Annotated in this window: 16 protein-coding genes; 5 read left to right on the top strand and 11 right to left on the bottom strand. The window is 63.9% G+C overall.

The genetic code is table 11. The annotated features are described in order from the left end of the window. Positions 1 to 47: 47 nt before the first annotated feature. Together CZ338_RS05295 and CZ338_RS05290 are read right to left on the bottom strand one after the other, a co-directional pair. Entirely contained in the window at positions 48 to 1,625 is a 1,578-nt protein-coding gene (locus CZ338_RS05295) for a Y-family DNA polymerase (protein ID WP_087117219.1), read from the bottom strand. Then, complete coding sequence (locus CZ338_RS05290) at positions 1,626 to 2,381, bottom strand: hypothetical protein (RefSeq protein WP_235839446.1); 756 nt, start codon at positions 2,379 to 2,381, stop codon at positions 1,626 to 1,628. 127 nt (positions 2,382 to 2,508) lie between these two features. On the opposite strand from CZ338_RS05290, the gene CZ338_RS05285 reads away from it, so the two are divergent. Next, positions 2,509 to 2,919 carry a hypothetical protein gene (locus CZ338_RS05285; protein WP_087117218.1) on the top strand — a complete coding sequence of 137 codons (411 nt, stop codon included), beginning with the start codon at positions 2,509 to 2,511 and terminating at the stop codon, positions 2,917 to 2,919. 85 nt (positions 2,920 to 3,004) lie between these two features. Here CZ338_RS05285 and CZ338_RS10865 read toward each other — a convergent pair whose 3' ends face one another. Continuing rightward, the gene (locus CZ338_RS10865) at positions 3,005 to 3,154 is read right to left on the bottom strand and encodes a hypothetical protein (protein WP_154669278.1); all 150 of its coding nucleotides are present in this window, start codon (positions 3,152 to 3,154) and stop codon (positions 3,005 to 3,007) included. Positions 3,155 to 3,231: 77 nt separating this feature from the next. Here CZ338_RS10865 and CZ338_RS05280 point away from each other — a divergent pair, with 77 nt between their 5' ends. After that, on the top strand, positions 3,232 to 4,359 hold the full coding sequence (locus CZ338_RS05280) for a PspC domain-containing protein (protein ID WP_162287306.1): 1,128 nt from the start codon (positions 3,232 to 3,234) through the stop codon (positions 4,357 to 4,359). Positions 4,360 to 4,500: 141 nt separating this feature from the next. Here CZ338_RS05280 and guaA read toward each other — a convergent pair whose 3' ends face one another. Continuing rightward, a complete protein-coding gene (gene guaA / locus CZ338_RS05275) occupies positions 4,501 to 6,042 on the bottom strand; it encodes a glutamine-hydrolyzing GMP synthase (RefSeq protein WP_087117304.1) in 1,542 nt (513 codons plus the stop codon). A gap of 202 nt (positions 6,043 to 6,244) precedes the next feature. Between guaA and CZ338_RS05270 the strand changes: the two genes are divergently transcribed. Beyond that, on the top strand, positions 6,245 to 6,955 hold the full coding sequence (locus CZ338_RS05270) for a metal-dependent transcriptional regulator (RefSeq protein WP_087117216.1): 711 nt from the start codon (positions 6,245 to 6,247) through the stop codon (positions 6,953 to 6,955). Here CZ338_RS05270 and CZ338_RS05265 read toward each other — a convergent pair. From CZ338_RS05265 to guaB, 5 genes are all read right to left on the bottom strand, one after another. After that, positions 6,870 to 7,772: a metal ABC transporter permease gene (locus CZ338_RS05265; protein ID WP_087117215.1), complete on the bottom strand. Its 903-nt coding sequence runs from the start codon at positions 7,770 to 7,772 to the stop codon at positions 6,870 to 6,872. The two genes, CZ338_RS05270 and CZ338_RS05265, sit on opposite strands and share 86 nt — an antisense overlap. Beyond that, positions 7,769 to 8,497, bottom strand: coding sequence for a metal ABC transporter ATP-binding protein (locus CZ338_RS05260; protein ID WP_087117214.1), 729 nt, complete (start codon positions 8,495 to 8,497; stop codon positions 7,769 to 7,771). Before CZ338_RS05260 ends, CZ338_RS05265 begins: the two co-directional genes overlap by 4 nt. Beyond that, positions 8,497 to 9,414, bottom strand: coding sequence for a metal ABC transporter substrate-binding protein (locus tag CZ338_RS05255; RefSeq protein ID WP_087117213.1), 918 nt, complete (start codon positions 9,412 to 9,414; stop codon positions 8,497 to 8,499). The genes CZ338_RS05260 and CZ338_RS05255 overlap by 1 nt, the downstream gene beginning before the upstream one ends. 199 nt (positions 9,415 to 9,613) lie before the next feature. Beyond that, positions 9,614 to 10,825 carry a GuaB3 family IMP dehydrogenase-related protein gene (locus CZ338_RS05250; RefSeq protein ID WP_087117212.1) on the bottom strand — a complete coding sequence of 404 codons (1,212 nt, stop codon included), beginning with the start codon at positions 10,823 to 10,825 and terminating at the stop codon, positions 9,614 to 9,616. A gap of 2 nt (positions 10,826 to 10,827) precedes the next feature. Next, complete coding sequence (guaB, locus tag CZ338_RS05245) at positions 10,828 to 12,351, bottom strand: IMP dehydrogenase (RefSeq protein ID WP_087117211.1); 1,524 nt, start codon at positions 12,349 to 12,351, stop codon at positions 10,828 to 10,830. A gap of 184 nt (positions 12,352 to 12,535) precedes the next feature. On the opposite strand from guaB, the gene CZ338_RS05240 reads away from it, so the two are divergent. Further along, entirely contained in the window at positions 12,536 to 12,907 is a 372-nt protein-coding gene (locus tag CZ338_RS05240; RefSeq protein ID WP_235839445.1) for a DUF5319 domain-containing protein, read from the top strand. Positions 12,908 to 12,914: 7 nt separating this feature from the next. Here CZ338_RS05240 and CZ338_RS05235 read toward each other — a convergent pair whose 3' ends face one another. Both CZ338_RS05235 and CZ338_RS05230 read right to left on the bottom strand, forming a co-directional pair. Next, the gene (locus CZ338_RS05235) at positions 12,915 to 13,850 is read right to left on the bottom strand and encodes a hypothetical protein (RefSeq protein WP_087117209.1); all 936 of its coding nucleotides are present in this window, start codon (positions 13,848 to 13,850) and stop codon (positions 12,915 to 12,917) included. 27 nt (positions 13,851 to 13,877) lie between these two features. Continuing rightward, positions 13,878 to 14,468 carry a sigma-70 family RNA polymerase sigma factor gene (locus CZ338_RS05230; RefSeq protein ID WP_087117208.1) on the bottom strand — a complete coding sequence of 197 codons (591 nt, stop codon included), beginning with the start codon at positions 14,466 to 14,468 and terminating at the stop codon, positions 13,878 to 13,880. 537 nt (positions 14,469 to 15,005) lie between these two features. Here CZ338_RS05230 and CZ338_RS05225 point away from each other — a divergent pair. Further along, complete coding sequence (locus tag CZ338_RS05225) at positions 15,006 to 15,317, top strand: WhiB family transcriptional regulator (RefSeq protein ID WP_087117303.1); 312 nt, start codon at positions 15,006 to 15,008, stop codon at positions 15,315 to 15,317. Positions 15,318 to 15,393 lie beyond the last annotated feature (76 nt).

The following is a 15,393-nucleotide window of genomic DNA, read 5'->3' as shown; positions in this document are numbered from 1 at the left end:
CCAATGACGCTTATCGACGTCCCTCCCTCCCCTCACCAGCCCACACATCAGCTGTACATCGCTTCCACCCTCCACGTCTGCTTCGTCCACAGCAGCAGCCACGCCAGCGGGCTACCGCCTTCTTCCCGTGTGCCCACGACTTGGAGCCGCGCCACCTTCTGGGGATTCTCGCCCCACCAGCCCTCGTCGACCGGCCACGGCCCCGCCCACCCGGTGACCAGATAGTGGTTCCCGCCCCAGCTCAACGCATACGGGGTGGTGCTGAGCAGTGCTTCAGCAGTGACACCGACGGGGCGCGCCGCGTCATCGATCATGACGATCCGGGACGCCGGGTGGTCCACACCACCGCCGATCCGCGCCGGCAGCGGCGGCGGAATCGCCCCGGGCCACGACGCGCCAGCCGGATCTTTCCCGTCGGCGGACTCTGGGTCACGCTCCCCGAACGGGATGAGCGCGATGCGTTCGGCGACCCCGCGCCCTCCCACGAACCGCGGCTGCAGCACCGCGTCGATCCCCAGCGCAGACTGCACACGTTCCGCCACCCGGCGGGCTTCCCCGTTATTGCTGTTATTGCTTCCGCCGCCTGTGCCCCACAACTGCCCCACCGGGTCCGGCTGGGCGAGCTCCAGCGGCTCGAGGATCAGCGAGGTGATCGTGCCCGCTCCCCCGCTGGTCAACCAGCCGTCCAGCTGCCACCGCACGCGGTCGGCCGTCGCTTCCTCCGTGAGCGCTTCACGGGTGCGCCAGGTGCGCTCGACAACAGTGCCGTCCGACAGCTCCGCCTTCACCTTCAGCCGGAGACAATTCTGGCCCGCCTCCGCCAGGCGCTCGTGCAGGCTGGCGGCCAGCGCGCGGGCGGCGAACGCGGCGGAATCGACTCTGTCGATCGGGTCCTCCGGCGTGACCGCCACGCTGAGGTCCGCGGCAGGAAGCTCCGGCGCGACACGGCGGTCCGGCGCGGCACGGGCGATGCGGTGGCAGGCCATGCCCGCGTTCCCGAACCGTGTGGACACCGCCGTCGACGGCAGCTGGGCGAGCTCCCCCAGCGTCGCCACACCCAACTGCCCCAGCGCCTTCACCGTCTCCGTGTCCGCACCCAAGCTGGTCTCCGCCAACAGCACATTCAACGGTTGCCGGGCGAGGAAATCCGCCGATGTCCCCGCCGGAACGATTGCGGAGGACCGAGCGGCGATGAGCGCTGTGGCGATCTCATCGGCCACGCCGGCGAAGGCATCAATGCCCCGGCGCGCTGCGGCATCGATGAGCATCTCCGTCGCTTTTTCCTCGCTGCCGTGGAACGACCCAGCGGCGGCGGCATCCACGATGACGAGCCCCGGCCGGAGCACCTCCACTGACGCTGCGACATCGTCGAAGCCCGCTGCAAGCGCGGTGAACATGCGGCCGTCACGGTCCGGGTTATCGTCGACAACCGTGAGCTCCGGGCACACCGACTGGGCATGGCGGACTTTCATCCCGCGGTGCACCCCCAGCGCGCGGGCGCGGTGCGAGACCACCTTGATGCGGTGCTGCGCGCCGATAGCCAGAGGCTCCTCCAATTGGTCGTCCGCCTCGAGCCGCGCGGCCTGCACCGGCCAATCCGGGAACCACACTGCCGCGACGCGCACTTACCGCACCACCTTCAGCGCTGGAGCCCCGACTGACGCAGTTGTTTCCGCTGCTCGCCCCACCGTGACAGTCGCCGACGCGGGGTGAGCGCTTTTGGACTGCGCCCGCACACGGATATCCACGCCGGTGATGCGCCCTGTGCCCCGGCCGATCCCGTGAAACGCCTCCACATCCCCGGTAACGGTGAGCGCCGGCGACGGCACAGTGGCACCGACCATCATGAGCGCAGCCCGGCCTTTGCGGAGTTTGCCCAGCAGCGGACGGCACCGCACCGGGGAGAGGGTTAACTCCACCGGCGAGCGGTACACGACGAGATCCAGCCCCTCCGTGAGCACCGCGGTGATCCCCAACGGGTCCACACCCGGATCCGGAACAGCGATAATACGGTTCAGGTGCCGCTTGTCTATCCCGGCGTAGGACAACTCCGGCCACCCCACCACACCGGCGTAGCCGCCTGCCTGCACAACGTGAAGGAGCATTTCCGCGACCAGTGCCGGAGTATCGCTCATGTGTGTGACTGCACACCGCGGCAGGCCTCCCCCGGGGAGGAGGAAACGGAATTGTTCTCCGAGACCAAGAACATCCTCCCCGGCGACGATCTCTCCCGAAAAACCGGCGGAATCCCCACCGCCCCCGGAGACAGCACCACCGATCTGCGCCATTTTTGAGCGGAGTTCAGCGATCTGTTCGGCGCGCGTGATGCCGACAGAGCCGACGGACACCGCAGGGCCCGCCGGCATTGCCGCCAGGTCCACTTCCGGGACCGCCTTACGAACACTTGTTCCACCCACGGTGGTTGATTATGCTCCGTGGGTGAACCAAGGTCAATCGAAAATATCGAACATATTTTCTATAGCAGGTCATGTGGTAGCGTCCACACCCATGTACGCCTACGACGTCCGCACTCGCGTCACCCCGATCCCCACTCCGTTGATCGTGCGAACCGCAGGTAGCGCTGGTGTCGCCGGCTCAATCGCGGTCATGGTCTCCCAACTGCCCATCGGCCCGAAAGTGCTCGCCGCACTCGGCTGCGTCGCGTTCGCCGTCGCAGTCACCATGCTCCACCCCTACCGCGGGCAGATGCGGGCGTTCGCGGAGGAGAAGAAGGTGAGCATGGTGCCGTCGATAAGCATGCTTGCGCCCTTGATGCTCTGGTGGCTGGCCCTCATGCTCGCCCCGCTCGCGCAGTGGCCTGTGTGGGGCGCGGTGCTGGTGGGCGTTCTTGTCGCGGCTGCAGCGTGGGTGCTATACCCGCATGTCGACGGCTCGCGCCGCCTCGCATACGCGGAGTAGCAGCTCGCGCTGTGTTGCATGAAACCTGAATCCACAGGTCTCGAATAAGGAGAACCGGGGCTTTATGTGCGCCCTTACGTGCATATTAGGCAAGGAGTTCAGGTTTGAGAAAGAAACCTGAACTTAACCAGGGCAAACCGGAGACAAAGAGAAGCAGCGGGAGCACCGACACCTCCCCGACCAGGAAGTTCAGAAATCTGGCGGCATCACCTATGCGGACGAGTTCAGGTTTCATGCGAGGCTCCACGGACCCGACCCCACGGCCGGTCCATCCAGCCGACTAGCTTTGCCCGCAGAATGCATACTGGAGGCATGAACACCACCCCAAGCACGTCACGGAGCATGTGGGAGACGCGACCTCCGCGAATCACGAAGCAAGAAGGCGCGAATCCCCCAATCGCAGGCGTCTGCGAGGGGATCGGCGCGCGTTACGAGGTCGACGCGACCCTTGTCCGCGTCTCGTTCGCCGTGCTGGCATTTATCCTCGGCGGCGGGATCTTCATGTACCTACTGTGCTGGTTCACCATGCCGCGGCTGAGCACGCAGACCTCGCCAGCTGACGCGATCTTCACCCCCAAGGAAAGGCTGAACAAGACCGAACTGGACGACCGCAGCACCGGTTATCTTCTGCTCATCGGCTTGCTGTTCTTCTTCCCGTCCATCACGTTTAGCACCGATGCGCGCACGACCTTGGCGCCGCTAATCGGCACATTCGCCGCGTTCGCCGGGTGGTGGGCACTCCACCAGCGCACCCCGGAACCCCCGCCGGCGCTGCGGGCGCACTACGACGCGATGCGCGCCGATTCTGCGCAACCGAGCTCGCTGGCCGGCAGCCCTGATCCAGAATTCTTCAGCTCAACGCATCCAGCACCGGAGCCCACGAACTTTTCCGGCGACACGGACTACAGCGGGTACTCGCAGTACAACAGCTATTCGTCTCAACCCGGTTACGGCTACGGCTACAGCTACAGCGCGCCCGGCTTCGGGTACTCCGCCTCTGCACCGAAACGGAATCGCCCGCTGTGGCTGTGGCTGCCCATTGCATTAGTGCTGTCCGCGGTGGTGTTCACTGCCGGAATGTTCGCCAGCGAGATCCGCCACGGCGATTGGAGCCGGTTCGGACAGGCAGATGTGGGAATCGAAAGCGCCACTTCCCTCCACCCGATCGACAAGACCTTCGGCAACCTCACCGTCGACCTGACGGACCTGGAAGTGCTTGAGGAGCCCGCGACGCTCGACGTGACCGGCACCGCAGGATCGATCGAGGTCTTGCTGCCCAAGAATCACGGCCCGATCAAAGTGAACTGCACCGTCAACGTGGGCGACATCGCCTGCCCGGACGAGCGCTTGGACAGCAGTGGTGGCGGTGCGGGTGAGTTGTTGACACTGAACCTTCACCAGAACATCGGCTCGATCCGCGTGGCCGGGAAATTCGAGTAGAGCCGGTGGATCTCGATTACGGCTCCCGCACCGTCACCAGATAAAAGACCAGGTGAAAATTGGTATCAGGCTCCGCGATGTCATCGAGATCCACGGGCACGCCATTCAAACGGTCCGTTCCGGTCCCGTGCCGTTCCCGGCCTACTCCCACTCTATGGTGGCCGGCGGCTTTGACGTGATGTCCAGCACGACGCGGTTGACGTCCTCGACCTCGTTGGTGATGCGGGTGGAAATGGTCTCCAGCACCTCGTAGGGGATGCGGACCCAGTCAGCGGTCATGGCATCCTCGGAGGCGACCGGGCGCAGGACGATCGGATGACCGTAGGTGCGGCCGTCGCCCTGGACGCCGACGGAGCGAACGTCGGCGAGCAGGACGACCGGGCACTGCCAGATCTGGTCGTCGAGACCGGCCTTGGTCAGCTCCTCGCGCGCGATCGCGTCGGCGGCGCGCAGGGTTTCCAGACGCTCCTCGGTGACCTCGCCAATGATGCGGATGCCCAGGCCGGGACCCGGGAAAGGCTGACGGTTGACAATCACCTCGGGCAGGCCGAGCTCCCGGCCCACCGCGCGCACCTCGTCCTTGAACAGCAGGCGCAGCGGTTCAACGAGCTCGAACTCCACGTCGTCGGGCAGGCCGCCGACGTTGTGGTGGCTCTTAATGTTGGCGGTGCCGGAGCCTCCGCCGGATTCCACCACATCCGGGTACAAGGTGCCCTGCACCAGGAAGTCGACGGGGGCATCGTCACCGGACTCGCTGAGGACACCGGCGACTGCGCGCTCGAAAGAGCGGATGAACTCAGCACCGATCGCCTTGCGTTTCGCCTCCGGCTCGGTCACCCCGGCAAGCTTGCCCAGGAAGGCTTCACGCTCGTCGACGGTGACCAGCTTGGCGCCGGTGGCGGCGACGAAATCAGTCTCCACCTGCTCGCGCTCGCCTTGGCGCAGCAGACCGTGGTCGACAAAGACGCAAGTGAGGCGGTCGCCGATCGCGCGCTGCACGAGGGCTGCGGCGACAGCGGAGTCCACGCCGCCGGACAGACCGCAAATTGCGCGGCCATCGGGGCCGACCTGCTCCGCGATTGCGTCGATAAGCTGGTCCGCAATATTGGATGCGGTCCAGGTCTGCTCGAGGCCGGCGATCTCGGTGAGGAAGCGCGTGAGCACCTCCTGGCCGTGCGGCGAGTGCATGACCTCCGGGTGGTACTGGACGCCCGCCATGCACTTCCCGGTGTTCTCGAAGGCGGCGACCGGCGCGCCCTCCGACGATGCCGTGACCTCGAAGCCCTCCGGGGCCTCAGTCACGGAATCGCCGTGGCTCATCCACACCGGGTGGTTGGCCTGCAGACCGTTGTGGAGCACGCCGCCGCGGACATTCATGTTGGTGCGGCCGTACTCGCGGGAGCCGGTCTTGGCCACGGTGCCACCGAGCGCCTGCGTCATCACCTGGAAGCCGTAGCAAATGCCGAAGGTCGGTAGCCCCAGTTTGAAGATCTCCGGGTCGAGCTGGGGTGCGCCGTCCTCGTAAACGGAGGACGGACCGCCGGAGAGAACCAGCGCCACCGGGTCCTTCTCCTTGAGTTCTGCCGCCGTGATGGTGTGGGGCACGACCTCTGAATAGATGCGTGCCTCACGCACACGACGTGCGATGAGCTGCGCGTATTGCGCACCGAAGTCTACGACCAAGACGGGTCGGGGGTGCGCGTTCGCGGGGGCGGAATTTGCCGGGTTTGCAAGTGATGTCGACTCTGTCACGCCTACAGAGTTTATCTCATGGCCTTGGGAGCCGGAGCTCGCGCTCGGGCTTTGCGCCGCGTGGGCAGGCGCGTGAAGTCCTACCGTTTGACGCTCCGTGTAATTCGCTGCAGAAGACGATAGGCTCAGGTTCATGTCAGAGCCCCAATCCGTCGATGATCTGTCTACCTCCACGCAGAATTACCTGAAGGCGATCTGGAGCCTGACGGAGTGGTCAGCTGACCCGGTGACGGCCTCGTCTGTGGCAAAGGTGACCGGCCTGCGCATGTCCTCCGTTTCAGACGCGGTGCGCAAGTTGGCGTCCCAGGGTCTGCTCACCCACGCTCCGTACGGCTCGGTAGAGCTGACAAAGCAGGGTCGAGTCTTTGCCATCGAGATGATCAGACGCCACCGCCTCATCGAGACGTTCCTGGTAGAAAGCCTTGGCTACAGGTGGGATCAGGTGCACGACGAGGCGGAGCACCTAGAGCACGCCGTCTCTGACTTCATGGTTGAACGCCTCGACGAGTTCCTTGGCTACCCCACCCGCGACCCGCACGGTGACCCAATTCCTTCAGCTGACGGTGCGGTGCGCAATTTGGACGCGCGATCCCTCACCGAGGTCGGCGCTGGGCACCGCGTGGTCATTGAACGAATCTCTGACTCGGACCCCGAGTTGCTGAAGTACTTCGACAAAAACGGACTCGTCGTTGGTGCCTCGCTCGATGTTGCGGAGGGCGCGCCATTCTCCGAAGCGCTGGATATCCGCCTCGTAGGCGCTACCCAACCTGTATCGCTGGGCCGGTCTGCGACGGACGCTCTGTTTGTGTCTCCTGCCGACGCTGCGCCGACCTCCAGCGAGTAGCCACGATGCCCTCCAACGGGCTGAACAGGTAAACGAGCATGAACACCGTCCCTTGCGCCACGACTACCAACCCGCCCGGGGAGGCGTCGAGGTAGTAGCTGGCATAGAGTCCGACGACTGCGCACAGCGCCGCGATCGACGGGGCGATGATGAGCATGTGCCAGAAGCGATTGGTCAGCAGGTACGCGGTGGCACCGGGGATGATCAGCATCGCCACCACCAAAATCACGCCGACAGCCTGCAACCCCACCACGCACGTGAGAGCGAGCAACGCAAGCAGCCCCGCCCCAATGAGCTTCGGGTTCATCCCGATGGCGTGCGCGTGGACCGGGTCGAAGGCGAAGAGGACAAAATCTTTGCGCTTGAGCACGAGCACGGCGAATACCAGCACACCGAGAACCACAATCTGCAATAGCTCTGCCTTGGATACCCCGAGCAGGTTGCCGAAAATGATGTGGTTCAGGTCAGTCTGCGACGGCGTGACGGAGACAAGCACCAGCCCAATGGCAAATAATGTGGTGAAGACGATGCCGATCGCCGCGTCTTCTTTCACCCTTGATGTGTCACGCACAAGCCCGATCAGCCCGACCGCAATGAAGCCAAAGATGACGGCACCCACGGCGAACGGCACTCCCGCGATGTAGGCGAGCACAACGCCAGGAAACACCGCGTGCGAGACGGCATCGCCCATGAGAGACCAGCCCACGAGCACGAGCCAGCACGACAGCAGCGCGCACACGATCGAAGAAATCAGCGTCGTCGCCAGCGCACGGACCATGAAGTCGTAGGCGAACGGATCAGTCAGCCAAGAAATCATCGGTTCATCACATCCATTCCAAAAGCTTTCGCGAGGTTATTCGGTTGCAGCACCTCGTGGGGGTCTCCATGCATGAGCACGGACCGCATGAGCAGCATTGCTTCATCGGCGAGCCCCGGCAGAGCCTGCAGGTCGTGGGTAGAAACGAAGACGGTGGTCCCGGCATCAGCGAGTTCTCGGAGCAACCGGGTGATCGTTGCCTCAGTTCGCTTATCGACGCCCGCGAACGGCTCGTCGAGAAGCATGATCCGCGCTTCTTGCGCGATTGCCCTGGCGACGAAGGCCCGCTTGCGCTGTCCTCCCGAGAGTTGGCCAATCTGGCGGTGCGCGTACTCCGTGAGCTCAACGCGTTCGAGCGCGTGGGCGACAGCGTCGTGGTCGGCGGTGCTTGGCCGCCGCGTCCACCCCATTTTTCCGTACCGGCCCATCATGACCACTTCCCCAACCGTGACAGGGAAGTCGAAGTCGATCGCTTCGCGTTGTGGGACATACCCGAGCGCGCCGTCAATACGTGCGACCGACGGATCGTCTCCTTCGACGCGCACGGTGCCAGAATCTGGGCGGATTTGGCCCATGATGACTTTGAACAGCGTTGATTTGCCGGAGCCGTTCATGCCCACGAGCCCGCAAACGCGCCCTGCGTACAGCTCAAGCGATGCGTCGTCGAGGGCGAGCACGTCACCGTACCGCACGGTGACGTTGTGCACTGAAATGGCGGGCTGCATTATTTCCTCCCGGTCAGGGCGTTCGTGATCACGTCCGCGTCGTGCTCAATCAGCTCGAGGTAGGTCGGCACCGGCCCATCGTGTTCAGACAGGGAGTCGACGTAGAGAATGCCGCCGAACCGTGCGTCAGTGGCGTCGACAACCTGCATCATCGGGTTCTTGCTCACGGTGGACTCGCAGAACACTGCGGGCACTTCGTTCTCTTTGACGAATTCGATGGCCCGCGATATCTGCTGCGGTGTTGCCTGGTTCTCGGAGTTGACCGCCCAGATGAAGCGCTCCTCCAGGCCCGCGTCGCGGGCCATGTAGGAGAAAGCCCCTTCACAGGTCACCAGCGCCCGGTGCTGTTCTGGCAGGTCGGAGAGCTCTTCGACCATGCCGTTCTGCACCTTGTCCAGCTCCTCCTTGTAGGCCTCGCCGTTGGCCTTGAAGTCTTCGGCATGATCCGGATCGAGGTCGCTGAAGGCTTTGACCATATTGTCCACGTAGGTCTTCACCACTACCGGACTCATCCACGCATGCGGATTGGGCTTGCCAGCTGCTTCGTCCTCGGTGATGTCGATCGGGTCGACACCGTCGGAGACAGTCGCATGCGGGGCATCGACATCCTGAACGAACTGATCGAACCAGCTTTCAAGATTCAGTCCGTTGTCGAGGATGAGGTCGGCGTCTGAGGCGCGCTGGATGTCGCCAGGCGTTGGTTCATACCCGTGGATCTCCGCACCGGGCTTAGTCAGCGACTCGACGGTGAGATGGTCCCCCGCGACATTCTGGGCAATGTCCTGAATGACAGTGAAGGTTGTCAGTACAACCGGTTTTTCGTCGGTGGCGCCAGTGTCTGTGGTGGAGCAAGCTGCCAGCAATGCGGAGAGACCCAACGTAGCCGCCCGTATGGAGATACGCGTAAGCCGTGCCATGATTCTTCCTTTCGGATCTTATATTGACGTTAGGCTAACCATAGTTCGTCGTGCCGAAGATTAACAATACGCTGTGTAGAAATGTGATTTTCACATCACCGTTTCAGGGGTACGCACAATAAAAACCGCCCAGCACCGAAACGAGCAGTGCTGGGCGGAAAGGCAGGCCTTGATTTGATGGGTTGACTCCACGCGTGGCTTAACGCATGACGGTAATGCTCACCTTCTGGAAGCTCTTGATGTCGGTATAGCCGCACTTGGCCATCACCCGGCGTAGGCCGCCGGCGAGATTGTGGCCGCCCCGAGTGCTGGTGCTGGGGCCGTGCAGGATGGTTCCCAGGCTGGGGCTGCCGGCCCGGAGCTGCTCCAGCACAGCATGAGCCGCATCCGCGTCGTCGAGGCCCCAGCCGAAGGAGAAGCCGCCGCCGAAACGCTCGACGAGACCACGCGGGAAGCGCGGATGCGCAGTCTGCGACTGCCAGTAGTAGCCGTATCCGGCTGCTTCGGCCGCGGAGGCCAAAGCCGGTCCGAGCATCACCGCGTCGGCGCCGCAAGCGACTGAACGGGCGATATCGCCGCTGGTCTTGACACCGCCGTCGGCGATGATGTGCACGTAGCGCCCCTCGGTCTCGTCGAGGTACTCGCGGCGCGCGGCCGCGGCATCGGCGATTTGAGTGGCCATGTGGGAACGAATCCCCAGTGCGGAATCCGAGGTGGTCACGCCCTGGCCGACGATGATGCCGGCGGCACCGGAACGCATCAGGTGCAGCGCAGTGGAGTAGTCGCCCACGCCTCCGGCGATGACGGGAACGTCGAGGGAGCCAATGAACTCCTTCAGGTTGAGGGGCTCCCCGCCTTCCTGGACGTGCTCGGCGGAAATGATCTCGCCCTGAATGAACAAAATTTCGGCGCCGGCGTTGATCACAACCGGCGCGAGCTCGCGCGCGTGCTGCGGGCTCACGCGCACCGCCACGGTGACGCCGGAATCGCGGACCTGCGCAATGCGCTCAGAAAGCAGGTCGTGGTCGAGCGGAGCAGCGTGGAGCTCCTGGAGCGTCTTCACAGCATTATCTTCGGCAGACGACGCCTCCTTGGCGCGATCTGTGTCGAGCCGTGCAGTGACCACCTTCGCAATGGCGCCGTCGAGATCCGCATGACGGCCCCACAATCCTTCGGCGTTGATCACGCCGAGGCCGCCTTGCCTGCCCATCTCGATGACGAATTCCGGGCTGGCCAGGGAGTCCGTCGGGTGGGAGACGAAAGGGACATCGAACGTGTAGGCGTCGATATGCCAGCTCAAGTCCACGTCCTTCGAGGAACGCGTGCGCCGCGAGGGAACAATGCTGATGTCTCTCAGCTCGTACGCGCGGCGGGCTTCGCGCCCGATGCCGATCTCAACGTAATCGCGCATGTTTAACCCCTGTAGTTCGGTGCTTCGACGGTCTGGGTGATGTCGTGCGGGTGGGACTCGCGCAGGCCGGCGGTGGTGATCTGGACGAACTGCTTCGTCTGCAGCTCCTCGATCGAGCCGGAGCCGGTGTAGCCCATGGCCGCGCGGAGACCGCCGACGATCTGGTGGGTGATCGAGTCGATCTCGCCGCGGTACGGCACGCGGCCTTCAATGCCCTCCGGCACCAGCTTGTCTTCGCTGGTGACATCCGCCTGGAAGTAGCGGTCCTTGGAGAAGGAACGCTTCTCACCTGTCAGGCCGCGGCCCTGCATCGCGCCCATGGAGCCCATGCCGCGGTAGCGCTTGTACTGCTTGCCACCCACGACCACGATGTCGCCGGGGGCTTCGGCGGTGCCGGCGAGCATGGAGCCGAGCATGACGGACGATGCGCCGGCGGCGAGCGCCTTGGCCACGTCGCCGGAGTGCTGCATGCCGCCGTCGGCGATGACCGGGACGCCGGCCTTGTGGGCGGGGACGGAGGCTTCGAGGATCGCGGTGATCTGCGGGGCGCCGACACCGGCGACAACGCGGGTGGTGCAGATGGAGCCCGGGCCGATGCCGACCTTGATTCCGTCAGCACCGGCATCGACCATGGCCTGCGCTGCCTCGCGGGTGGCCAAGTTGCCGCCGATCACGTCGATGCGGTCGCCGAAGTCGCGCTGGACACGGCTCACCATCTCCAGGACGCGGTTGTTGTGAGCGTGCGCTGAGTCGACGATCAAGGCGTCCACGCCAGCCTCGACGAGCAGGCCGGCGCGCTCGTAGGAGTCTTCGCCTGTGCCGATGCCGGCGGCGACGAGCAGACGGCCCTCGGCGTCCTTGGAGGCGTTCGGAAACTGCTCCGTCTTCACAAAGTCCTTGACCGTGATCAGGCCGGTGAGCTGGCCGGCATTATCGACGATCGGCAGCTTCTCCACCTTGTTGGCGGACAGGAGATTCAGAGCCTCTTCCTTGGACACGCCGTCCTTGGCCACGACCAACGGCATCGGCGTCATCACCTCGGAGACGGGGCGGTTGAAGTCCCGCTCGAAGCGCATGTCGCGGTTGGTGATGATGCCGGTGAGAACACCATTTTCATCCACGACCGGCAAGCCGGAAATGCGGAAGCGGGCGCAGAGCGCATCGACGTCGTTCAGCGTCATGTCCGGCGATGCCGTGACGGGGTCGGTGACCATGCCCGACTCCGAGCGCTTGACCACATCGACGTGCTCGGCCTGGTCCTGCGCGGAAAGGTTGCGGTGCAGCACACCAATGCCGCCCTGACGCGCCATGGCGATAGCCATGCGGGATTCGGTCACCGTGTCCATCGCTGCCGACGCGACCGGGATGCCCAGACGAATGTTGCGGCTGAACTGCGTGGAGGTGTTCACCTCACTGGGGACGATGTGGGACTCGGCCGGAAGGAGAAGAACGTCATCGAAAGTCAGGCCGCGGAACGCGACCTTGTTCGGATCGTCTCCGCCGGTATGGATTCGCTCGCTGGACATGATCGCTCCCTTTCTCCGCTTCGCGGGACGTGCCTGTGGCCCATGTGCACGCGCCACTGCCTGTACGCCTGTCAGCATAGTGCGTCGCGCAAATCAGACGGCAGGTCAGGGGCTGCCGCCCGCACGGGCGCTCACACCCCGAGGGAATTGAACTCGGGAGGCGGTGAGCAATAGGCTGGGAACCGTGAATTTTGACTCCATGATGCCGCGCGACCCGTTCGCAGACGATCCCAATGATCCCGCATCCTTCATTGAAGACGATGAGGTCGTGGAGCCGCTCAGCCCGGAAGAACGACAGGCGGTCATGCGCGATTTGGCCCAGACCCGCGAGTTCAAGCACGTGCTGGAGCCACGCGGAATTTTGGGCATCCATTTCCTGTGCGAGGACTGCGAGGAAATCCACTACTACGACTGGGACATCATGATCACCAACATGATTGCCAGCCTGCAGGGCGAGTTGCCGCCTGTGCATGAACCCAGCGCCGAGCCGAACCCGAACGCGTATGTGCCGTGGGATTACGCGTTGGGCTACCTCGACGGACTCGACGCGCGCTAAGTCGCACCTACTCCGAGGACTGCGCGGCCGGTTGTTGCGTCGGCTGCGGGCTTCCCAGCACCCTCGTCGTCGTGGGGATCGTCGGTGCTTCCATCGGCGCATTCACGCTTTGCGACGGCTCACCGCCCCTCCCATTCTGTGCCTGCGCCGTTTCGGTGACCGTGACCGTTTCGGTGACAGGTTCCGGAGTGACTGTGACCGTAGCTGGGCTTTCCGGTGCTGCCGGCTGGTCCGCAGGCTTCGGGCTCGACGGCGAGACCGTGACAATCGAAGCAAGGGTCGATGTGGCTGGCGCTGCACCGCCGCGGTCCGGGCGCTTGGCGCGTTCGGACGAGCGGTCATGCTTCATCGACTCACGCAACTGTTCGATGAGAACGCGGGCACCGGCAATATCCCCAGACTCGGTCTTACTTTCAATCTCATCCAGGGCGCTGGCGAACTCGACAGTATTCGTGCGTTCCCCGAACACCGCTTCAGACGGCCCCCACAGCGCGGAACCCGGAGTGGCGTTGTACAGGGCGGCACCGGTGCCGGCAACAAGCACAGTCGCGGCGGCAGCACCGACAAGACCGGCAGCCCACGGGTTGGTGCGGAAGTGACGACTGCCCTTACCGCCTTCGGCGGAGTGGCGTCCGCGGAGAATACGACGCTGATCCAAAGAAGAGACGGCCGGAGCCTCTTCGGTGGCCGTGCCATTGGTAGCTGCGCCGTCCCGCACCGGTACATATCCCGACACATTCGGGGCCGCGGGCATGGGCGCTTCTACCTCGTCCCGGAGCCCGAGAAGCAGGGCAGCCAATTCGTCGGAACCGTTGGACGGATCAACGCCGTGCGACAGCGCCGTCAGAAAGGCATCGCTGGCCTGCAGGTCATCCATGTTCGCAGGAATGTCAGCGTCGTTCCCGCGGTGATGACCGCCTCCGCCGGTGAATTTCGGTTCCATGGCTCCCCTCCTTAATCTCGGCTCGTGTCAGCCCCAGTCCTCACTGAGGCCTTCCCGCTCATTCTCAATAGCTTTCCGCATCGTGGCTAGCGCGCGGTGCTGGGCGACGCGGACTGCGCCCGCAGTGCTGCCTACGATCTCTGCTGTTTGCTCGGCGGACAGGCCGACGAAAACGCGCAGCACAACGATTTCTTTGGCCCTCTCACTTAGCAGATCGAGTAACTCGCGAACTCTGTTACTGCCCGCCACCACCATTGCGGCGTCTTCGGGGGTATCCCCGAGATACTCCTGGTCCGGGATCTCATCAATCGGACTGGATTTATCGCGGGAGAGAACGCGGTGGGCATCAGTGACCTTATTGAAGGCGATGCCGTAGACGAAGGCCATGAAAGGTTTTCCCTCGTCCTGAAACTTCCCCACGGATGTGGCCACGGCGAGGCAGATTTCCTGGGCGACATCTTCCGCTGTCGGCGGACGGCCGCCGCTGATACGCGCCCTGGCGTACCGGAGAACGATGGGGTGGACAATCTGAATGATCTCTTTGAGGGCCCGTTGGTCGCCTTCTTGCGCCAGGGGGACGAGGACCGCAAGGCGATCGTCGGCATCGGAAGCGGCCACGTGTCTCCTTCGCTGATCATCGAGTGTTGGAACCACGGCACATCTGTGGCAGATCTACCGCAGGTTACGCCAGACCTTATCGGCCCGGATCTGTTCGGCATCTTCTCGGCGGTTTTTCAAGCGTTCCCATCCTACGCCCCAGCCATGAGGACGTAGAGCCTAACGGGGCCCTTACCTCGCGAGGATGCCTTATCCAACACGCCGGGAAAGGCACATCTCCGGGACCATCCCAGGGCACACCCCGGCGTTACACGTGTGACTCAAGATGGCGCATGTGGCAACTCGCCGGTAGACACCCATTATTCACCGACCTTTAACCTCCGCCGGTTCACACTGTTCACGGACGTGTCGGGCCCCCATAAAACCTTGGTTCAAACTGTGCGACACCTGTCAGAAACCAACTGTTTACCCGCACATTGCACACTGCTTTCTCGTTGCTTCACCGCCGCGGTTCGGAGACGTCTCAGTCACCGAGTTGAGCAGGGAAGCGGAAGCTCGTAGTTCCCCAGTCGAGGAGATTCACACTCAATGCCCACGATGTCCATGCCGCAGCAGCTGCCGGGACCGAACGCCGATTTCTGGGATTGGCAGCTCCACGGAGCCTGCCGCGGCGAGGCCTCCGACGTTTTCTACCACCCGGACGGAGAGCGTGGCCGTGCCCGCACCAACCGGGAAAACCGCGCTAAGGCGATCTGCTTCGGTTGCCCCGTTTTGGAGCAGTGCCGCGCGCATGCTCTCGCCGTCGCTGAGCCATACGGCATCTGGGGCGGCATGAGCGAGTCGGAGCGTCATGCAGCACTCCGTGGCACCGCCAATCGTCGGGCGAAGACGAAGGTCGCTGCGGTCTAACCGCCAGCACGGCACGGTGCCAAACACCACCGTCGCCTAAACGAAAACCGCCCCGTTCCGCAGACCCTTTCTCGGG

Source organism: Corynebacterium urinipleomorphum, assembly GCF_900155535.1.
GTDB classification, from domain to species: domain Bacteria; phylum Actinomycetota; class Actinomycetes; order Mycobacteriales; family Mycobacteriaceae; genus Corynebacterium; species Corynebacterium urinipleomorphum.
This window is presented reverse-complemented; position numbering and strand designations above follow the sequence as displayed.